Here is a 19,925-nt window from a genome sequence, read left to right as displayed (position 1 = left end):
AAAATATAAAAATATATATTAAAATGAATAAAAAAAAAATACGTTTACGTAGATCTTTTAGTACTAGAATTAAAATAGCTAAAAAAAAAAAATTTAGATTTGTTGTTAATAAAACTAATTTACATATTTATGCAAATATTATTAATTATAATATGAAAATTTTAGTTTCATCTTCTAGTTTAGAATCAGAAGTAAAATTAATAATTGCTAATTATAAAAAAAATTTTTTTAATAAAAAAATTAATTTTTTTATTTCAAAATTAATTGGTAAAAGAATTGCTAAAAAATCTTTAAAAATTGGAATAAAAAAAGTTGCTTTTGATCGTTCGGGTTTTAAATATCATGGACATATAAAATTATTAGCAGAGTCTGCACGTAAAGCTGGTTTAAAATTTTAAAAAAATATATTTTTAAAATTTAATTTAAATTTAAAATGAAAAAAATAGATTTAGAAATAAAAGAAAAAACGATTACTATTAATCGTGTTACTAAAGTGGTAAAAGGTCGTCGTATTATGAGTTTTGTTTCTTTAGTTGTTGTTGGAGATGGTAATGGTAGTATAGGTATTGGAAAAGGAAAATCTAAAGAAGTACCTTTAGCTATACAAAAAGCAACAGAAAAAGCTCGTAATAGAATGTATAAAATAACTTTAAAAAATAATACTATATATCATGAAATTATTGGAAAACATTGTTCTTCTTTAATTTTTATGTTTCCAATAAAAGAAGGTCGAGGTATTATTGCTGGTGGAGTTATAAAAGCTATCTTAAATGTTATGGGGATTGTTGATGTTATGGCAAAATCTAAAGGTTCTAATAATCCCTTTAATGTTGTTAGAGCAACTATAAATGGTTTATTAAGTATGAATACATTAGAAATAGTTGCAGCAAAACGAGGAAAAATTATTAAAGATATAATTTAATTTATTTAAATTTTTTTAAAAATATGAAAAAAATTAAAATAAAATTAATAAAAAGTTTAATTGGTATAAATTTTAAACATCGTGCTACTATTTATGGGCTTGGGTTAAAAAAAATAAATTCTATATGTAGTTTAAAAGATAATAAAATAATAAGAGGAATGATTAAAAAAATTAGTTATCTTATTAAAATTTTATAATTATTTTAAAAATTAATATTTTTTATATACAATATTTATATGTATTTAAATACAATTAAAACATTTAATTTTTCTAAAAAAAATAAACGTAGAGTTGGAAGAGGAATTGGCTCTGGTTTAGGGAAAACTTCCGGTAAAGGTCATAAAGGACAAAAATCTCGATCTGGTTGGAAAAAAAAAATAGGTTTTGAGGGTGGTCAAATGCCATTACAAAAAAGATTACCTAAAAGAGGTTTTAATTCTTCTAAACCTTTATGCGCAGAAATTAGTTTATTTAAATTAAATTTAATTTTAGAAGAAAATATTAATATAAATATTTTAAAAAAATATAAAATAATTACAAAAAATATTAAAAATGTTCGTATTTTTTATTCTAAAAATTTTTTTAAAAAAGTTAAAATATTTGGAATTTTAGTTACTAAAAAAGTTAAATTAATGATAGAAAAATTTGGAGGTTCGATATATTATTAAAAATGATTTTATATTAAAAATTAAAAATATTTATTTTTTTTTTAAAAAAAAAATTAAAAATTTTCCTTTAAGACGATTTTTATTTTTAATTATAATTTTATTTATATATAGAATTGGGAATTTTATCCCTATTCCAGGAATAAGAATTAATTTTTTCAAAATAAAAAGAAATATTTATAGAAATAATTTTATTAGTATAATAAATATTTTTTCTGGTATTAAATTATCTAATTTTAGTATGTTTTCTTTAGGAATTATGCCATATATTTCTTCTTCTATTTTAATACAATTACTTTCTTTAATTTCACCATATATTAAATCTTTAAAATTAGAAGGTGAATTAGGAAATTCTAAAATTTTAAAATTAACAAAATATTTTACAATATTATTTTCATTTTTGCAATCTTTAATAGTTTTATTATCATTAATTTTAAAAAAAAATAAAATATTACATTTAGATTTTATTTTTTATATAACTTTAATTGTTACTTTTACAACTAGTGCAGTTATAATAATGTGGTTTAGTGAACAAATTACAAAATATGGTTTAGGAAATGGTATTTCTATAATAATTTTTGTTAGTATTATTACTGGATTATCACAAATTATTAATAATTTTTTTTCATTAATTTTTTTAAAAAAAAATTTTTTTTTAATTGTTTTAATTTTTATTATATTAGTATTTATAATAGTTTTTTTTGAAAAAGGTCAAAGAAAAATTTATATAAGTTATATAAATAAACAAATAAATAATAAAATTTATTTTAATAAATCTATATATTTACCTTTAAAACTTAATATTTCTGGTGTAATTCCAGTTATTTTTTCATCTTCTATAATTTCTTTACCATCTATTTTAATAAATTGGTTTTTATTTAAAAAAAATATTTTTTTTTTTTTTTTTAAAAAGATATCTTTTTTTTTAATCCCAGGAAAATTATTATATATAATTTTACATATATGTTTAATTATATTTTTTTGTTTTTTTTATTCTTCTATTATTTTTAATAGTTATGAAATTGCTGAAAATTTAAAAAAAAATGATGCATTAATAATTGGATTGAGACCTGGAAATTATACTTTTAATTTTATTAATAAAATTTTATTACAATTAACTTTTTTAGGTTCTTTATATATATCTTTAATATATTTATTACCTCAATTTTTAATTTATTATTTTAAATTTTCATTTTATTTTAGTGGTACATCTTTATTAATCATTGTTTTAGTTGCTATGGATATTTTAGAACAAATTCAATGTTTTATTATTGATAAAGAAAATAATTCTTTATTTAAAAATATTAAAATTTAAATAAAATTTATTTTTATTTTTTTTAATATTTTTAAATTTTTATAAAAAATATATTTTTATTTTTAAAATATGAAAGTATGTACTTCAGTTAAAAAAATTTGTAGAAATTGTAAAATTGTAAAAAGAAAAGGAATTATTAGAGTAATTTGTAAAGAATCACGTCATAAACAACGTCAAGGTTAATTTTTTTTTAAATATTTTTAAAAATAAAGGAAATATTAAATGGCTCGTATAGTTGGTGTTAATATACCAGAAAATAAACATATTTTAATATCTTTAACGTATATTTATGGTATTGGCTATAGTTTAGCTAAAAAAATTTGTAAATTTGCTAACATTAATTATAATATAATAGTAAAAAATTTAAATGATATTGAAAAAGAAAGATTAAGAAAAGTAATTTCTAATTATACTATAGAAGGTGATTTACGTCGTAAATTTTTTTTAAGTATTAAAAGACTTGTTGATTTAGGTTGTTATCGTGGATTACGTCATCGTAAAAAATTACCAGTTAGAGGACAAAGAACTAGAACTAATGCTAGAACAAGAAAAGGTCCTCGTAGATTAGCACAATCTTTAAAAAAATAATTTTTTTTATAATTTAAAAATATGTTAAAAAAAACTAAAACTACTAAATCAATTCGTATTCATAAAAAAAATAAAAAAAATATTTTAGAAGGTATTGCTCATATTTATGCTTCATATAATAATACAATAGTTACAATTACAGATAAATTAGGTAAAACATTATCTTGGGCAACATCAGCTAGTGGTGGTTTTAAAGGTTCTCGTAAATCAACTCCATTTGCTGCACAAGTTGCCGCAGAATTAGCAGGAAAAAATGCTATTAAATATGGAATAAAAATTTTAAAAGTTCGTATTAAAGGTCCTGGCCCAGGTAGAGATTCAGCTGTAAGAGCATTATATATGTTAGGAATAAAAATAACACAAATTCAAGATGTTACTCCTATTCCTCATAATGGTTGTAAACCATCTAAACGTAGACGTATTTAATTTTTATTTTAAATAAAATTAATATATATTTATATTAAAATTTTATTTTTTTATTTAAATTTTAATTAAAAGGAAAAATTATGGGACGTTATATTGGCCCTAAATGTAAATTATCACGTAGAGAAGAAATGGATTTATTTTTAAAAAGTTCTAAAAGATTATTAGATACTAAATGTAAATTAAATTCAAAACCTGGTGGAAATAAAAAATATAATAAAAGAATTTCAGATTATGCTTTACAATTAAGAGAAAAACAAAAAATTAAATTTATATATGGAATATTAGAACGACAATTTAGAAGATATTTTTTTAAAGCAAATCGAATGAAAGGAAATACTGGTCAAATTTTATTAATGTTATTAGAATCTAGGTTAGATAATGTTGTATATCGTATGGGTTTTAGTACTACAAGATCAGAAGCAAGACAATTAATATCACATAAAACATTTATTGTAAATCATAATATTGTAAATATTGCTTCATATCAAGTAAAAATTGGAGATAAAATTTTAGTAAGAGAAAAATTCAAAAAACAATTACGAATTATAGAATCTTTATCATTAGCTGAAAAAAATGGATTTCCTTCATGGTTATTAATAAATAAAAAAAATTTTTATGGAACTTTTAAAATGTTTCCTAAACGTACAGAAATAATGAATAATATTAATGAATCTTTAGTAGTAGAATTATATTCTCATTAAATTTATATTTTTTATAAAGGAAAATAATTTATGAACGATATTTTTTTAAAATATGGTTCTACAAAAGTAAAATTTTTAAATTCAAATTTTTCAAAAATTATTATAAAACCTTTAAAATTAGGTTATGGACATACTCTTGGTAATGCTTTAAGACGTATTTTATTATCTTCTATAAGTGGATATGCGCCTACTGAAATTTTTTTTCATAATGTATTACATGAATATTCTTGTTTAAAAGGAATAAAAGAAGATGTTATAGATATTTTATTAAATTTAAAAGGTATAATATTTAAATTATATGATTGTAAAAAAGTTCTTTTATTATTAAATAAAACAGATAAAAAAATTATATTAGCTTCAGATATTTTTTTACCATATAATGTTAAAATAATTAATCCTAATCATGTTATTGCAAATCTAACTTTAGAAACATCTTTAAAATTAGAAATAGTAGTTGAAAAAGGTGAGGGTTATGTAAAAAGAAAAAAAAAAAAAGTTAATACTAATATTAATTCTGTAAATATTGGAAAATTTTCTTTAGATGCTTCTTTTTCACCTATACGTCGTGTTTTTTATGAGGTAAAAAATTTTTATATAGAAGGAAAAAAATTTGATAAATTAGAACTTAATGTTGAAACTAATGGATTAATATCTCCTAAAAATGCTGTAAAAAAATCAATAAATAAATTTATAAAACATTTAAAACTTATAAAAATTTTTTAAAAAAAAATAAATTTTATTTATTTTAAATTCATATAAATTACAATTAAATTAATGTAAAAAAATTTAGATAAAAAATATTTTAATAAAAAATAATATATATAATGTTATATTTTAAAAAAAATATATTTTATTAGGAAACTATATAATATGCGTCATTTACATAATTTTCGTAAATTAAATCGTACATCTTCACATCGTTTAGCTATGTTAAGAAATATGTCTATATCATTAATAAAAAATCAATTTATTAAAACTACTTTATCAAAAGCTAAAGAATTACGTAAATTTATTGAACCACTTTTAACTTTAAGTAAAAAAGATACTTTATCTAATAGAAGATTGATATTTAATCGTTTAAGAAATAAAAATATCGTAAAAAAAATTTTTAATGAATTATCAATATATTATAAAAATATAAAAGGAGGTTATTTAAGAATTTTAAAATTTGGTTATCGTTTTGGTGATAATGCATCTTTAGCTTTTGTAGAATTAATTAATAATATTAAAAATAAAAAAAAATTAATAAAAAAATAATTTTTTAAAAATATTTTAGAAATTTTTTTTAAAAATTAATAATTTTATATTATCTATTTTTAAATATGAATAAATGTTTTTTATATTATTATAATTTTTTATAAATTTTATTTTTTTTATATAAATAATTTTTTGTATATATTTAGTATATTTTATAAAAAATTTTTTTATATTTTTTTTATTTTTATTACAAATTTTAATTTGTAAATTAATAATAGTATTATTACTAATATTATTTTTTTTTTTTAATATCCTACATGCTTCAATTATTTTTTTAAGTTTATTAATATTTAATTTTGATGTATTGTTAATTTTATTTAAATTAGGTAATGGATAATTTTCATTTATTATTGATTTTTTATATAAAATATTTTTATTAAAAATATTTTGTAAATTATCCCATAATTTCTTTGTAAGAAATGGCATTATTGGATGTAATATTTTTATTATTTCAATTAAAATTATTAATAATATATATTTGGTATTATTTTTTTGTTTAATATCGCCAAAATTAATTTGTATTTTTGCAAATTCTAAATACCAATTACAATATTCATTCCATATAAATTTATATATTATTAATGCAATATAATCAAATCTACAATTATTAAATTCAAAATTAATATTTTTTTTAATTTTTTGTATTAATGATATAATCCATAAATCTGTTTCTAATAATTTTTTTTTTGTTTTAGAAATTTTTTTTAATAAAAAATTTTCTTTTTTTATATTTGTTATTACAAAATTTGTTGCATTCCAAATTTTATTACAAAATTTTTTATATCCTATACATTTATTAAAATCAAAATTTATATTTCTATTTGGTGTTGCTAAAGATAAAAGCGTAAAACGTAAAACATCTGTTCCAAATTTAGGGATTTTTTTTTTTTTTTTAAAAATTATTATTTTTTTTTTTTTTTTTTTAATTAATTTTTTTGAATTAATTTTATTTATTATATCTATTGGATTAATAGTATTACCTTTAAATTTTGACATTTTTTTACCTTTTTTATCTTTTATAATACCATGTATATATATTTTTTTAAAAGGTATTTTACCTGTGAAGTAAGCAGTCATCATTATCATTCTTATAACCCAAAAAAATATTATATCAAATCCTGTAATTAAAATAGAAGATGGTAAATATGGATTATATTTTTTTTTTTTTGATAATTTTATAGTGGCAAAAGGTATTAATGCGGAAGAAAACCAAGTATCTAAAACATCTTTTTCTTGAATAATTTTTTTATTTTTTGCTTTTTTTATAGCTTCAGTTTTTGTATTTGTTACATATATATTTTTTTTTTCATCATACCATGCAGGTATTTTATGCCCCCACCATAATTGACGAGAAATACACCAATCTTGAATATTATTTATCCATTTATTGAAAGTTTTTTTCCAATAAGAAGGAATTATTATAATTTCTTTATTATTAATTTTTTCTTTTGTTATTTCTGCTAATGATTTTTTATAAAAATATTTATTGTTTTTTGAGGGTTTATTTACTGCAATAAACCATTGATTCATTAACATAGGTTCTATAATTGCATTTGTTCTTTCTGCGTATGGAATATTTATTTTATGTAGTTTATAACTTTCTATTAATTTATTTTTTTTAAGTTCTTTTAAAATTTCTACTCTTGCTTGAAATCTATCCATACCTTGGTATTTATATGGGGCTTTTTTATTAATTTTAACATCAGTTGTAAATATATTTATTTTTTCTAAATTATGTTTTTTACTTATTTCATAATCTATAAAATTATGAGCAGGTGTTATTTTTACTAATCCTGTTCCAAATTCTTTTTTAATTTTTTCATCTGCTATTATTGGTATAATTTTATTTATTATAGGTACTTTAAACATTTTATTTTTAAGTTTATGATATCTATCATCTTTAGGATTAATAGCTATAGCTACATCACCAAAAATAGTTTCAGGTCTAGTTGTTGAAACAACAATATATTTATTAGAATTTAAAATATTATATTTAATATTCCAAATTTTACCTATTTTTTTTTTCCATTTTATTTCTAAATCAGAAATTACTGTTTTTATTGTTGGATCCCAATTTACTATTTTTTTTTTTTTATAAATTAAATTATCATTAAATAATTTTACAAATGTTTTTTTTACTATAGAAGAAAATTTTTTGTTCATTGTAAAATATTTTTTTTTAAAATCTATAGATATTCCTATTTTTTTAATTTGTTTTTTAATTTTATTTTCTGATTTTTTTTTCCAATTAAAAATTTTTTTTTTAAATTCAATTTTTCCTATTTCTTCTTTTGAAGAATTTATTTTTTTTAATTGTTTTTCAATTATTAATTGTGTTGCTATACCCGCGTGATCTGTACCAAAAATTCCATTTATTTTATATCCCATCATAAAATGATATCTCATTAATATATCTGAAATTATTTGATTAAAAGCATGTCCTAAATGTAATATTCCAGTAATATTTGGGGGAGGAAGTTGTATGCAAAAAATTTTTTTTGTTTTTTTTTTTTTTAAAAAAAATATTTTTTTCATTTTAAATTTTAATAATTTTTAATTATTTTTGTTTTTTTAAAAAATATATTGAAAATTAATATTTTTTTTTTTTTTTAAAAAAAATATCATTATCAATGATATTATAAATAATTTTTTTTTTAAAATAAATAAAATTTTTTATTTTAAAAAAAAATGTTTAAAGTGATTAAAAAATATAAAGAAATATATTTTAAAAATTTAGATTTTAATAAATTAAGAATTAAATCTTTTATTAATTCTAAAAAAAAATATATTCTAGGTTCTAGAAAAGATATTAAAGTTCCTATTAGAAAAATTATTCAATCTAAAAATAATTTTATTTATAAAATTAAAAAAAATCCTTCAATATATATATATGATACTTCTGGAGTATATACAGATAAAAATATTAAAATAAATATTAATTTAGGATTATCAGATGTTTGTACTAATTGGATAATAGAACGTAATGATGTTAATATATTAAATAATTTAAATTTTAATTTAATTAAAAATTTTTTTTTTTTTAAAAAAAAATATAATTTTAATTTTAATTTTTATAAAAATTCTTTAAAAGCTATTTGTGGTAAAAATGTATCACAAATGTATTATGCTCGTAAGGGTATTATTACACATGAAATGGAATTTATTTCTATAAGAGAAAATTTATATCGTAAAAAATATTTAAAATTTTTTAAAAATTATAAAAATATAATTAAAAAAAAAAATCATAATTTTTTTTTTTTAAAAAAAATTACTCCAGAATTTATTAGATCTGAAGTAGCAAATGGTAAGGCTATTATCCCAGCTAATATAAATCATCCTGAATTAGAACCTATGATAATAGGACAGAATTTTTTAGTTAAAATAAATTCTAATATTGGTAATTCTTCTATAATTTCTTCTATAGAAAATGAAATAGAAAAAATGTTATGGTCAATTAAATGGGGAGCTGATACTGTTATGGATTTATCTACTGGTAAAAATATTTATATAATTAGGGAATTAATAATTCGTAATTCTCCTGTACCTATTGGTACTGTTCCTATATATGAAGCTTTAGAAAAAGTGAAAGGTAATATTAAAAATATTACATGGAAAATTTTTCGAGAAACTTTAATAGAACAAGCGGAACAAGGTGTTGATTATTTTACTATTCATGCAGGAATTCGTTTAAAAAATATTTTTTTAACAAAAAATAGAATGACTGGTATAGTTTCTAGAGGTGGTGCTATAATTTCTAAATGGTGTTTATATCATAAAAAAGAATCTTTTATTTATAAACATTTTGAAGAAATTTGTTTAATTATGAAATCTTATAATGTAAGTTTTAGTTTAGGTGATGGTTTTAGACCTGGATCTATTTATGATTCTAATGATTATGCACAATTTTCAGAATTAAAAAATTTAGGAAAATTAGCAAAAATTGCTAAATTACATGATATACAAGTAATGATAGAAGGACCTGGACATGTACCTATGAATTTAATTAAAGAAAATATTGATTTTAAAAATAAATTTTGTAAAAATGCACCATTTTATACTTTAGGACCATTAGTTACAGATGTTGCATTAGGTTATGATCATATTTCTTCTGGTATTGGTGCAGCACAAATTGCTAATTATGGAACAGCTATGTTATGTTATGTTACTCCTAAAGAACATTTAGGGTTACCAAATAAATTAGATATTAAAAATGGTATTATTACTTATAAAATTGTTGCTCATTCTGTAGATATTTCAAAAGGTCATTTATTATCACAAATTAGAGATAATGCTTTATCAAAAGCTAGATTTGAATTTAGATGGGATGATCAATTTAGTTTAAGTTTTGATCCTGAAAAAGCATATAAATTTTATAATGAAATTATATTACGAAAAAAAAATAAAAATTTTAAATTTTGTTCTATGTGTGGTCCTAATTTTTGTCCAATGAAAATACATATATATATTAATAATTATATGTTAAAAAATTAATTTAAATTTATTATAAAAATGTAAATATATTATATTAATTTATGAAAATTAAATTAAATGGTAAATTTTTTTTTTTAAAAAATATTTTTTTTTTAAATGAATTAATAATTAAACTTAATTTAAATAAATATCTTATTGCTGTTTCTGTTAATAAAATTATTATACAAATTTGTAATTGGTCTAGGTATTTATTAAATGAAGGTGATTGTGTAGATATTATTACAGCTGTAGGTGGTGGATAGTTTTTAAAAAATATTTATTTAAAATTTATAATTTACACATTTAAATGTTAAAAAAAAATTTTAAAAATAATTCTTTTATTTTATGTAATAAAAAATATAAATCTAGGCTTTTAATAGGTACTGGTAAATATAGAAGTTTTTTTGAATTACGTGATGTTATTAAAATTAGTAAAGCAAATATAATTACTATTTCTATTAAAAGATTAAATTTATTTGAAAAAAGAGCTTCTTCAAATTTATTAAAAATGTTATATAAAGAATCTTGTACTATTTTACCTAATACAGCTAATTGTTATAATGCAGAAGAAGCTGTTTATGTTTCAAAATTATCACGTGAATTATTAGAAGGTAATAATTTAATAAAATTAGAAATTTTAGGAGATAAAAAAACATTATTACCAAATATGCAAGAAACTTTTAAAGCTGTTGAAATTTTAATAAAAGATAATTTTAAAGTAATGGTTTATTGTACTGATGATTCTATACAAGCAAAAATTTTAGAAAAAATGGGTGTTATAGCAATAATGCCTTTAGCATCTATGATAGGTTCAGGTATGGGGATTTTAAATAAATTTAATTTATCATTAATAGTTAAAGAGTCAAATATACCAATTATAGTAGATGCAGGTATTGGTACTGCTTCAGATGCAGTAATAGCTATGGAAATTGGATGTGATGGAGTATTAATGAATACAGCTATTGCTAAAGCTAAAAATCCTATAATTATGGCAAATGCTATGAAAAAAGCTGTGCAATCAGGACGTCAATCTTTTTTAGCTGGTAGAATGAATAAAAAAAATATAGCTTTTTCTTCTTCTCCAAAATTTAATTTTTTTTAAATTTATTTTTATTGTTATGAACAATTTAAAAAATAAATATATATATAAAGGTTTATATATTATTACTCCTGATTGGAATGATACAAAAAAATTAATTTTAATAACTAAAAAAATAATTAAAGGTGGTTGTTCATTAATTCAATATAGAAATAATGTTCATTAATTCAATATAGAAATAAAATTTCTAAAAAAGATATTCAAAAAAAACAAGCAATATTTTTATTAAAATTATGTCATAATAATAATATTCCTTTAATAATTAATAATGATATTGATTTATGTATTCAGATTAATGCTGATGGTGTTCATTTAGGTTATAAAGATTTTTCTATTTTTGAAGCTAGATATATTTTAGGAAATAAAAAAATTATTGGTTCTTCTTGTTATAATTCATTATATTTTGCTAAGAAAAATTTTCTTAATGGTGCAAATTATATTTCTTTAGGAGGGTTTTATTTTTCAAACATTAAAAAATATTTATTTAAAACAAATTTAAAGTTAATATCTTTAATAAAAAAAAAAATATTTGTTCCAATTGTAGCAATTGGTGGTATAAATAAAAAAAATTTTTTACCTTTATTTAAATTTGGAGTAGATATGATAGCTATAATTAGTAGTCTTTATTATTCAAAGAATATAATTTTTGATTTATTAATATTAAATAATATTAAATAATATTAAATAATATTAAATAATATTAAATAATATTAAATAATATTAAATAATATTAAATAATATTAAATAATATTAAATAATATTAAATAATATTAAATAATATTAAATAATATTAAATAATATTAAATAATATTAAATAATATTAAATAATATTAAATAATTTTATTTATTAAAAATTTAATAAATATTTATTTATAATAAAAATATTAATTTTTATAATTATATTTATAAAAAAATATTAATTATTAATTAATATATTAAATATATATTTATTAAATATATAAATATTTATAAAATATATTTTTAAAAAATATTAATATATATTAAAAAAATTTATTTAAATAAAATTTATACAATTTTTATTTTTATGATATTTTTAAAAAAAAAAGAAATATTAAAAATATCTTTTAAAAAGATATTATTACTTTTTGTAAAATTATGTAATATTTTAAATATTAAAAAAAAAAAAAAAAAAATTAAAAAAATTAATAATGAATTATTAAAACCTTTAATTTATAATCAATATAAAAAAAAAATTTTTTTTTTAAATAAAAAAAAAAAAATTGAAAAAATTTTAAATAAAATTAAATTAATTAATTTAGAAATAAAAAATATAAAAGAATTAATTTTACTTACTTTTTTAGAAAAAAATTTTTCTTTATTAGATTTTATTTTATTAGAAATAAAAAAAATAAAAAAAAAAATTATATTAATAGAATTTAAAAAAATTTTTAATAATTCTATTGATAAAAAAAATTGTTTTATAGATATAAAAGCTGGTGCTGGAGGTATAGATGCAGAAGATTGGTCTTTTATATTATTACGTCAATATTTAAAATATTGTGAGAGAAAAAAATTTAAAACTGAAATTATGCATAAATCTTATGGTGAAAAAAATGGTATAAGATTAGCAACAATTAAAGTAAAAGGTAAATATGCATTTGGTTTTTTAAAAACTGAAACAGGTATTCATCGTTTAGTAAGAAAATCTCCATTTAATTTTTCAAAAAATAGACATACTTCTTTTGCTAGTTTATTTGTATATCCTGATTATGAAAATTTAATAAAAATTACAATTGATATTTCTAGTGTAAAAATTGATACTTATAAATCTTCAGGTGCTGGTGGACAACATGTTAATAAAACTGATTCTGCTGTTCGTTTAACTCATATTCCTACTGGAATAGTAGTTAAATGTCAAAATAGTCGAAGTCAATATCGTAATAAAGTTACTGCATGGAATATGTTAAAAAATAAATTATATAATTTTGAAAAAAATAAACAATTAATTAAACGTAAAAAAATTGAAAATTTGAAATCTAATATAAGTTGGGGGCAACAAATTAGATCTTATATTTTAGATAAATCATTTATTAAAGATTTAAGAACTAATTATCAAACTAATGATATAAAAGGTACTTTAGATGGTAAAATAGATAATTTTATTTATGAATTTTTAAAATTAAAAGTATAAAATATATTTATATTTATTTTTAATATAATTTTAAAAATTTATTTAATTTATAAAAAAATGAATATTTTTTCAGAAATTAATAATAGAAAAAAAAAATTAGATTTAATGATTTCTCAAGGTTTTAATTTTCCTAATAATTTTATTCCTAAAAATAAAACATATTTTTTATGTAAAAAATATAATAATTTTGATAAATTAATTTTAGAAAAAAAAAAAATTAATGTTTCTATAGCCGGTAGAATATTTACTAAACGAATTTTTGGAAAAGCAATTTTTGCTTTAATTAGTGATTTTTCAGGATCTTTTTTAAATGGAAAAATTCAAATATATATTAATTATAATATATTAGGTAAAATTGGATTTAATAATTTTAAAAATTATGATTTAGGAGATATTATTGGAGTATGTGGAATTTTATTTAAAACTAATACAAATGAATTAACTATAAAAGTTAATAAAATTTTATTTATTAATAAATCTATTCATCAAATTTCAAGTAAATTTTATGGTTTATCAAATAAAGAAATTAAATATCGTAAACGATATTTAGATTTAATTATAAATCCTAAAGTAAGATTAGTTTTTAAAATTAGATCTTCTATTATTTCTTTTATTAGAAAATTTTTAGAAAAAAATGATTTTTTAGAAGTTGAAACACCAATGTTTCATAAAATTCCTGGAGGAGCTTCAGCTAAACCATTTATTACATATCATAATTCTTTAAATATGAAAATGTTTTTAAGAGTTTCTCCAGAATTATTTTTAAAAAAATTAATTGTTGGTGGTTTTAATAGAATTTTTGAAATTAATAGAAATTTTCGTAATGAAGGTTTATCTATTTTTCATAATCCTGAATTTACTATGTTAGAATTTTATTCAACTTATGTTGATTATAAATGGTTAATGATTTTTATTGAAAAAATTTTTAAAAAATTAACTTTTTTTTTATATAAAAAAAATATAATAAAATATCGTGAAAAAAAAATAGATTTTTCTAAACCTTTTAAAAGATTTACTATTATTGATGCTATATTAAATTATACAAATTATACTATATTTCAATTAAATAATATTTCTTTTTTATATTTAGAATTAAAAAAAATTAGTTTAAAATTAAATAAAAAAATTATTAAAAATTTAGATATGGATTTATATCAAATGCAATTAATTTTATTTGATATAACAACAAAATCTAAAATAATTAATCCTACTTATATTATAGATTATCCAGTTTCTGTTTCTCCTTTAGCACGTTTATCAAATATTAATAAAAATATAACTGAACGTTTTGAATTATTTATTTATGGTTGTGAAATAGCTAATGGTTTTTCTGAATTAAATGATTCTAAAGAACAATCTAAAAGATTTTTAAAACAAATTATAAAACATAAAAATATTAATATTAAAAATATTAAAAAAAAAACATTTAAAAATAATAAATATTATGATAAAGATTATATTAATGCTTTAGAATATGGTATGCCACCTACAGCTGGATGTGGTATTGGTATTGATCGTTTAGTTATGATTTTAACAAATTCTTTTAGTATAAAAGATGTAATTTTATTTCCTTATTTACGAAATATTTAATTTATCTTTATAATTTTAAAAATTAATTAATTTGTATTTTTAAGTAATCTTTAATTCCAATTATATTAATAATATTTAATTCAAATTTTATCCATTTTATATGTTTAATAGAATCATATAAAATTTCTTCTAAAAGTATTCTTGTGATATAATCATATTTTTTTTCACATATAAGTATATTTTTTTTAAGATTTTTTTGAATTTTTTTTTCAAAATATAAATTATTTTTTAAAATTTCTTCTATATTATTACTAAATATAAATTTATTTAAAATTTCAATATTGGGTTTACCTTCAAGAGTTAATATTCTATTTAAAATTTTTTTTGCATGTTTTAATTCTTCTTTTGATTCATTTTTTTCTTTTAATGCAATTTTTTTATAACCTAAATGTTTATAAATTATAGAATTTAAAAAATATTGATTACTTGCTATTAATTCATTAATTAATTGATCATTTAATAAATTAATAATTTTTAAATTATTCATAATAATTTTCCTTTTTAAAATATATTTTAATAAATAAAAAATATTGTTATATATATAATTAATTTGTATATTATTATTTAATAATCCCTCCTCCTAAACATATATTTTTATTATATAATACTATTGATTGTCCTTTAGCTGCACCCCATTGAGGTTCTATAAAATATAAAATATATAGTTTGTTATAATAATATATAATACATTTTGAATCTTTTTGTCTATATCTAATTTTTGCTTTTAATATTGAAAAGTTTTTAGGTGCTTTACCTGATATCCAATGAGTTTTATATATTATAATTTTATATGATAATAACCATGGATGATTATGACCTTGTACAACATATAAAATATTTTTTTTTATATTTTTTTTAGCAACATACCAAGGAGTATTTTTTTTTTTTATATATATATTTTTTTTTATACCACCAATACCTATACCTTTTCTTTGACCTATAGTATAAAAACTTAATCCTATATGTTTTGAAATTGTTATTCCACTTGTAGTTTTTATTGGCCCAGGATTATAATTTATATAATTATTTAGAAATTTTCTAAATGGTCTTTTACCTATAAAACAAATCCCAGTAGAATTTTTTTTGTTTACATTAGGAAATTTAAGTTTTTTAGCAATTTCTTTAATTTTTGTTTTATAGAAATTTCCTATAGGAAAGATACTTTTTGATAATTGTTTTTGATTTAATCTATATAAAAAATAACTTTGATCTTTATTTAAATCTTTAGCTTTTAATAATTTATATTTACCTTTTAAAGTTTTTTTTATTCTAGCATAATGTCCTGTGGCAATTAAATTAGTTTTTAAGATAGAATTTGCATAATTTAAAAAAAAATTAAATTTAATTATAGAATTACAAGTTATATCTGGATTAGGTGTATTACCTTTTTTATATTCTTTTATAAAATTTGAAAAAATATATTTTTTATATTCTTTTGAAAAATTTACTATTTTAATATTTATTCCTATAATATCTGCTATGCTTATAGCATCAATTAAATCTTTTTTATTATTACAAAAATTATTTTTTTTTTTATTATCATTCCAATTATTCATAAATAAACCTATTACTTCATATCCTTGTTCTTTTAAAATCCAAGCTGATACTGAAGAATCTATACCTCCAGACATTCCTAATATTATTTTTTTTTTTTTCATTTTTAAATAAAAATTATATTTAATTTTTTTTTTATTAATTATATATAATAATATAAATTATTATAAATATAAAATATTTATATATTTTTTATATAAATAATATAAAAATAATATTTTAATATTTTAAGTAAAAATATAATTTTATATATAAAAAATATGAAAAAAAATAAAAAAAAAAATTTTTCTCAAAATTTTTTAATAGATAAAAATATTATAAAAAAAATAATTTCATTTTTAGATTTTAAAAATGATGATTTAGTTATTGAAATTGGTCCTGGATATGGTAATATTACTAAATATTTATTAAAATTTTTAAAAAAAATTTATGTTATAGAAATAGACAAAAATTTAGTTAATTTTTTAAAAAAAAAATTTTTTTTAAAAAAAATAAAAATTTATTTTTTAGATGTTTTAAATTTTAATTTTTTAAATTTTTTTAATAGATTTAAAAAAAAAATTAGATTAATAGGAAGTTTACCATATAATATTTCTAGTTTACTTTTATTTTATCTTATACAATTTTCCAATTTATTAATAGATCAACATTTTATTTTACAAAAAGAATTTGTGGATCGTATGATAGCTAAACCAGGAAATAAAAAATTTGGTCGTTTATCTATTATGTTACAGATTCATTTTAAAATAAAATTATTATTTTTAATTAATCCTGAATCTTTTAAACCTAAGCCTAAAGTAAAATCAGCTATGGTTCGTATAATTTCAAAAAAAATACTTATTAAATATAATATATTTTTTTTAAATAAAATTTTAATTAAAGCCTTTTCAAATCGTAGAAAATTTATTTTTAATTGTGTTAGTAATTTTTTTTCTAAAGAAGATTTTATTTTTTTAAAAATTAATCCTAAATTAAGACCAGAAATGTTAACAATAAAACAATATATTTTATTATCAAATTTTTTAAAAAAAAAAAAAAATTAATTTTTTTTTAAAAAATTTAAATTTATAATTTTATTTAACATATTATATATATTTTTTAATATTGCTTTTCTATTATTTTTATAATTTATATTTTTTGAATTTATTTTTATTTTTTTAAAAAATTTTTCTATATATTTATTAAAAATTAATAATTTATTAAATATATTAATATATTTTTTTTTTTTAATATTAATATTAATTAATTTTTGTGTTTTTATAATTTTATTATAAATATATATTTCATATTTTTTTTTTAAATATTTTTTATTTATATAAATATTTTTATTAAATTTTTTTAAAATATTTATAATTCTTTTATTAGAAATAAATAAATTATTATATTTTATTGAAAAATTAATTATTTTTAATGTTTTTAATTTATAAATTATATCTCCAATAATTTTTGGTTTTTTAGAAATTATAGATTTTATTTCATTTTTTTTAAAATTATATTTTAATAATAATTTATTTAATTTTTTATAAATAAAATTATATATATTCATATATTGATTCTTAAAAATATTATTTTTTTTAAAACTATTAATAGTTTGTTTTATTAACATTGGTATAGATAATAATAATTTTTTTTCTATTAATATTTGTAATAATCCAATTATATTTCTTTTAATTTTAAAAGGATCTTTATTATTTTTAGGTTTAAAACCTATATTCCAAATACCAATTATAATTTCTAATTTGTCTGCTATAGAAATTATTATTGAAATTTTTAAAAATGGTAATTTATCATTAAAAAATTTAGGTAAATAATGTTCTAATATAGATTTAGCAACTTTTTTATTTTCTCCATCATATATTGCATAATATTTTCCTATAATTCCCTGTAAAATTGGAAATTTTTTTACTATTTTAGTAGTAAGATCAATTTTAAATAGAGATAAACTTCTTTTTAGCAAATATTTATTACATTTAATAATATTGGAAATATCTATTGATATTTTTTTTATTCTTTTTATTCTTTGTAATTGATTTCCTAATTTATTATGATAAATAATATTTTTTAATAATTTTTTTTTTTTATATAATGTAGTTTTTTTATCTTTTTTAAAAAAGATTTTTATTTCTGATAATATATAAAAAATTGATTTTTCATATTCTTGAATAATATTTTTAAAATTTTTAGTGTTAGAGTTACAAACTATAAGAAAATATTTACATATTTTATTATATTTATTTTTTAAAATAAAATGTTTTTGAAAATTTTGAATTATTATTTTTATACATTTTTTTGGAAGTTTTAAAAAAACTTTATTAAACGCACATTTATATACTGTTGGCCATTCAATAAGAGCTGTAATTTCTTTTAATAATTTTTTGTTTATAGATAATTTATAATTTTTAGCTTTTTTAAATAAAAGATTTTTTATTGTTAATAATCTTTGAGAAAAGTTTGGTATTACTTTACCTTCTTTTATTAATATTTTAGAATAATTATTTGCATTATTAATATTTAAAATATTATTTTTAATAAATCTATTACCATAAGTTATAGAATTTGAATTAATATGAAGAATATTTAATGAAATTATTTTTTTACCAAAAATAATTAATAAATTTTTTATTGGTCTAATAAATTCAATAATTTTTATGAAATTTTTATTTATTTTTTTATTATATTTCATAAATCTATAAATAGATAATTTTTTTATAGAATTTTCTAATACATTTTTTAAAAAATATTTTAAATATATATTTTTTTTTTTATAATAAAAAAATAATTCCTTTTTATTATTTTTATTTTTTTTTTTTATTTTATTAATAGAAATTTTATAAAAATTATTAATTTTAGAAATTATTGAAATTTTTTTTATTAAAAAAAAAGTTGGACGATTATTTTTATCAAAGGCTATATTTTTAGATAATATTTTTTTTTTAAAAATTAAACTTTTAGATTTTTTTTTTACATTTTTTATATATATACCTATTCGTCGTATTGTTGAATATGTTTCTATATATGAATTTTTTTTTATAAAATTTTCTAATTGTAATTTATAAATAATATTTTTTGTAAATGTATTTTCTATATTTAATAAAATTTTATGAGGTAGTTCTTCTGTCATTAATTCTATCAAAAGATTTTTTTTTATCATTTTAAATTATTAAAATATATTATATATAAATTTAT

The 19,925-nt window shown here is 16.3% G+C and carries 22 protein-coding genes and 1 pseudogene; 19 read left to right on the top strand and 4 right to left on the bottom strand.

The features are described from left to right. The first annotated feature begins 23 nt into the window (after nucleotides 1–23). From AACL00_RS00485 to rplQ, 11 genes are all read left to right on the top strand, one after another. Nucleotides 24–398, top strand: coding sequence for a 50S ribosomal protein L18 (locus AACL00_RS00485; protein WP_339045064.1), 375 nt, complete (start codon nucleotides 24–26; stop codon nucleotides 396–398). A gap of 35 nt (nucleotides 399–433) precedes the next feature. Next, the gene (gene rpsE / locus AACL00_RS00480) at nucleotides 434–922 is read left to right on the top strand and encodes a 30S ribosomal protein S5 (protein ID WP_339045063.1); all 489 of its coding nucleotides are present in this window, start codon (nucleotides 434–436) and stop codon (nucleotides 920–922) included. 23 nt (nucleotides 923–945) lie between these two features. After that, complete coding sequence (gene rpmD / locus AACL00_RS00475; RefSeq protein ID WP_339045062.1) at nucleotides 946–1,119, top strand: 50S ribosomal protein L30; 174 nt, start codon at nucleotides 946–948, stop codon at nucleotides 1,117–1,119. Between the two features lie 39 nt (nucleotides 1,120–1,158). After that, nucleotides 1,159–1,590: a 50S ribosomal protein L15 gene (gene rplO, locus AACL00_RS00470; protein WP_339045061.1), complete on the top strand. Its 432-nt coding sequence runs from the start codon at nucleotides 1,159–1,161 to the stop codon at nucleotides 1,588–1,590. After that, nucleotides 1,568–2,902 carry a preprotein translocase subunit SecY gene (secY, locus tag AACL00_RS00465; protein ID WP_339045060.1) on the top strand — a complete coding sequence of 445 codons (1,335 nt, stop codon included), beginning with the start codon at nucleotides 1,568–1,570 and terminating at the stop codon, nucleotides 2,900–2,902. Before rplO ends, secY begins: the two co-directional genes overlap by 23 nt. Before the next feature lie 69 nt (nucleotides 2,903–2,971). Then, nucleotides 2,972–3,085 (top strand): 50S ribosomal protein L36, encoded by a 114-nt coding sequence (gene rpmJ / locus AACL00_RS00460; protein ID WP_339045059.1) that lies wholly within the window; start codon nucleotides 2,972–2,974, stop codon nucleotides 3,083–3,085. A gap of 39 nt (nucleotides 3,086–3,124) precedes the next feature. Continuing rightward, the gene (gene rpsM / locus AACL00_RS00455) at nucleotides 3,125–3,490 is read left to right on the top strand and encodes a 30S ribosomal protein S13 (RefSeq protein ID WP_339045058.1); all 366 of its coding nucleotides are present in this window, start codon (nucleotides 3,125–3,127) and stop codon (nucleotides 3,488–3,490) included. Between the two features lie 21 nt (nucleotides 3,491–3,511). Continuing rightward, entirely contained in the window at nucleotides 3,512–3,916 is a 405-nt protein-coding gene (gene rpsK / locus AACL00_RS00450) for a 30S ribosomal protein S11 (RefSeq protein ID WP_339045057.1), read from the top strand. An 80-nt stretch (nucleotides 3,917–3,996) separates the two neighbouring features. Then, nucleotides 3,997–4,617 carry a 30S ribosomal protein S4 gene (gene rpsD / locus AACL00_RS00445; protein WP_339045056.1) on the top strand — a complete coding sequence of 207 codons (621 nt, stop codon included), beginning with the start codon at nucleotides 3,997–3,999 and terminating at the stop codon, nucleotides 4,615–4,617. A 30-nt stretch (nucleotides 4,618–4,647) separates the two neighbouring features. Further along, nucleotides 4,648–5,340, top strand: a complete 693-nt coding sequence (locus AACL00_RS00440; protein ID WP_339045055.1) for a hypothetical protein — start codon at nucleotides 4,648–4,650, stop codon at nucleotides 5,338–5,340. 147 nt (nucleotides 5,341–5,487) lie between these two features. Continuing rightward, entirely contained in the window at nucleotides 5,488–5,874 is a 387-nt protein-coding gene (rplQ, locus tag AACL00_RS00435) for a 50S ribosomal protein L17 (protein ID WP_339045054.1), read from the top strand. Nucleotides 5,875–5,889: 15 nt separating this feature from the next. On the opposite strand, the gene AACL00_RS00430 is transcribed toward rplQ, so the two are convergent. Further along, entirely contained in the window at nucleotides 5,890–8,409 is a 2,520-nt protein-coding gene (locus tag AACL00_RS00430) for a valine--tRNA ligase (protein WP_339045053.1), read from the bottom strand. A 183-nt stretch (nucleotides 8,410–8,592) separates the two neighbouring features. Here AACL00_RS00430 and thiC point away from each other — a divergent pair. From thiC to lysS, 7 genes and pseudogenes are all read left to right on the top strand, one after another. Continuing rightward, nucleotides 8,593–10,359, top strand: a pseudogene (gene thiC, locus AACL00_RS00425) (phosphomethylpyrimidine synthase ThiC); the annotation flags it as partial. 47 nt (nucleotides 10,360–10,406) lie between these two features. Then, nucleotides 10,407–10,607 carry a sulfur carrier protein ThiS gene (gene thiS / locus AACL00_RS00420; RefSeq protein ID WP_339045052.1) on the top strand — a complete coding sequence of 67 codons (201 nt, stop codon included), beginning with the start codon at nucleotides 10,407–10,409 and terminating at the stop codon, nucleotides 10,605–10,607. Nucleotides 10,608–10,651: 44 nt separating this feature from the next. After that, complete coding sequence (locus tag AACL00_RS00415) at nucleotides 10,652–11,446, top strand: thiazole synthase (RefSeq protein WP_339045051.1); 795 nt, start codon at nucleotides 10,652–10,654, stop codon at nucleotides 11,444–11,446. A gap of 16 nt (nucleotides 11,447–11,462) precedes the next feature. Further along, entirely contained in the window at nucleotides 11,463–11,609 is a 147-nt protein-coding gene (locus tag AACL00_RS00410; RefSeq protein WP_339045050.1) for a hypothetical protein, read from the top strand. Beyond that, a complete protein-coding gene (locus AACL00_RS01670) occupies nucleotides 11,609–12,121 on the top strand; it encodes a thiamine phosphate synthase (protein ID WP_422388890.1) in 513 nt (170 codons plus the stop codon). The genes AACL00_RS00410 and AACL00_RS01670 overlap by 1 nt, the downstream gene beginning before the upstream one ends. A 367-nt stretch (nucleotides 12,122–12,488) precedes the next feature. After that, a complete protein-coding gene (prfB, locus tag AACL00_RS00405) occupies nucleotides 12,489–13,595 on the top strand; it encodes a peptide chain release factor 2 (RefSeq protein WP_339045048.1) in 1,107 nt (368 codons plus the stop codon). A 57-nt stretch (nucleotides 13,596–13,652) separates the two neighbouring features. Continuing rightward, on the top strand, nucleotides 13,653–15,185 hold the full coding sequence (gene lysS / locus AACL00_RS00400; protein ID WP_339045047.1) for a lysine--tRNA ligase: 1,533 nt from the start codon (nucleotides 13,653–13,655) through the stop codon (nucleotides 15,183–15,185). Nucleotides 15,186–15,207: 22 nt separating this feature from the next. On the opposite strand, the gene bfr is transcribed toward lysS, so the two are convergent. Both bfr and mnmA read right to left on the bottom strand, forming a co-directional pair. Continuing rightward, on the bottom strand, nucleotides 15,208–15,672 hold the full coding sequence (gene bfr / locus AACL00_RS00395; RefSeq protein WP_339045046.1) for a bacterioferritin: 465 nt from the start codon (nucleotides 15,670–15,672) through the stop codon (nucleotides 15,208–15,210). Nucleotides 15,673–15,745: 73 nt separating this feature from the next. Beyond that, nucleotides 15,746–16,843 carry a tRNA 2-thiouridine(34) synthase MnmA gene (mnmA, locus tag AACL00_RS00390; RefSeq protein ID WP_339045045.1) on the bottom strand — a complete coding sequence of 366 codons (1,098 nt, stop codon included), beginning with the start codon at nucleotides 16,841–16,843 and terminating at the stop codon, nucleotides 15,746–15,748. Nucleotides 16,844–16,999: 156 nt separating this feature from the next. On the opposite strand from mnmA, the gene rsmA reads away from it, so the two are divergent. Then, nucleotides 17,000–17,782, top strand: coding sequence for a 16S rRNA (adenine(1518)-N(6)/adenine(1519)-N(6))-dimethyltransferase RsmA (rsmA, locus tag AACL00_RS00385; RefSeq protein WP_339045044.1), 783 nt, complete (start codon nucleotides 17,000–17,002; stop codon nucleotides 17,780–17,782). Here the strand turns inward: rsmA and glyS are convergent. After that, on the bottom strand, nucleotides 17,779–19,890 hold the full coding sequence (gene glyS / locus AACL00_RS00380) for a glycine--tRNA ligase subunit beta (RefSeq protein ID WP_339045043.1): 2,112 nt from the start codon (nucleotides 19,888–19,890) through the stop codon (nucleotides 17,779–17,781). The two genes, rsmA and glyS, sit on opposite strands and share 4 nt — an antisense overlap. Nucleotides 19,891–19,925 lie beyond the last annotated feature (35 nt).

Origin of the sequence: Candidatus Zinderia endosymbiont of Aphrophora alni (assembly GCF_964019745.1) — a bacterium.
Taxonomy (GTDB): domain Bacteria; phylum Pseudomonadota; class Gammaproteobacteria; order Burkholderiales; family Burkholderiaceae.
This window is presented reverse-complemented; position numbering and strand designations above follow the sequence as displayed.

Excerpts from the sequence above, each read along its gene's own strand:
- rpsE (WP_339045063.1), top strand. The coding sequence starts at position 434 with ATGAAAAAAATAGATTTAGAAATAAAAGAAAAAACGATTACTATTAAT.
- rsmA (WP_339045044.1), top strand. The coding sequence starts at position 17,000 with ATGAAAAAAAATAAAAAAAAAAATTTTTCTCAAAATTTTTTAATAGAT.
- rpsD (WP_339045056.1), top strand. The coding sequence starts at position 3,997 with ATGGGACGTTATATTGGCCCTAAATGTAAATTATCACGTAGAGAAGAA.
- AACL00_RS00440 (WP_339045055.1), top strand. The coding sequence starts at position 4,648 with ATGAACGATATTTTTTTAAAATATGGTTCTACAAAAGTAAAATTTTTA.
- rplO (WP_339045061.1), top strand. The coding sequence starts at position 1,159 with ATGTATTTAAATACAATTAAAACATTTAATTTTTCTAAAAAAAATAAA.
- glyS (WP_339045043.1), bottom strand. The coding sequence starts at position 19,890 with ATGATAAAAAAAAATCTTTTGATAGAATTAATGACAGAAGAACTACCT.
- mnmA (WP_339045045.1), bottom strand. The coding sequence starts at position 16,843 with ATGAAAAAAAAAAAAATAATATTAGGAATGTCTGGAGGTATAGATTCT.
- bfr (WP_339045046.1), bottom strand. The coding sequence starts at position 15,672 with ATGAATAATTTAAAAATTATTAATTTATTAAATGATCAATTAATTAAT.
- lysS (WP_339045047.1), top strand. The coding sequence starts at position 13,653 with ATGAATATTTTTTCAGAAATTAATAATAGAAAAAAAAAATTAGATTTA.
- AACL00_RS00430 (WP_339045053.1), bottom strand. The coding sequence starts at position 8,409 with ATGAAAAAAATATTTTTTTTAAAAAAAAAAAAAACAAAAAAAATTTTT.
- AACL00_RS00410 (WP_339045050.1), top strand. The coding sequence starts at position 11,463 with ATGAACAATTTAAAAAATAAATATATATATAAAGGTTTATATATTATT.
- rpsM (WP_339045058.1), top strand. The coding sequence starts at position 3,125 with ATGGCTCGTATAGTTGGTGTTAATATACCAGAAAATAAACATATTTTA.
- thiS (WP_339045052.1), top strand. The coding sequence starts at position 10,407 with ATGAAAATTAAATTAAATGGTAAATTTTTTTTTTTAAAAAATATTTTT.
- AACL00_RS00485 (WP_339045064.1), top strand. The coding sequence starts at position 24 with ATGAATAAAAAAAAAATACGTTTACGTAGATCTTTTAGTACTAGAATT.
- rplQ (WP_339045054.1), top strand. The coding sequence starts at position 5,488 with ATGCGTCATTTACATAATTTTCGTAAATTAAATCGTACATCTTCACAT.
- AACL00_RS00415 (WP_339045051.1), top strand. The coding sequence starts at position 10,652 with ATGTTAAAAAAAAATTTTAAAAATAATTCTTTTATTTTATGTAATAAA.
- prfB (WP_339045048.1), top strand. The coding sequence starts at position 12,489 with ATGATATTTTTAAAAAAAAAAGAAATATTAAAAATATCTTTTAAAAAG.
- rpsK (WP_339045057.1), top strand. The coding sequence starts at position 3,512 with ATGTTAAAAAAAACTAAAACTACTAAATCAATTCGTATTCATAAAAAA.
- rpmD (WP_339045062.1), top strand. The coding sequence starts at position 946 with ATGAAAAAAATTAAAATAAAATTAATAAAAAGTTTAATTGGTATAAAT.
- rpmJ (WP_339045059.1), top strand. The coding sequence starts at position 2,972 with ATGAAAGTATGTACTTCAGTTAAAAAAATTTGTAGAAATTGTAAAATT.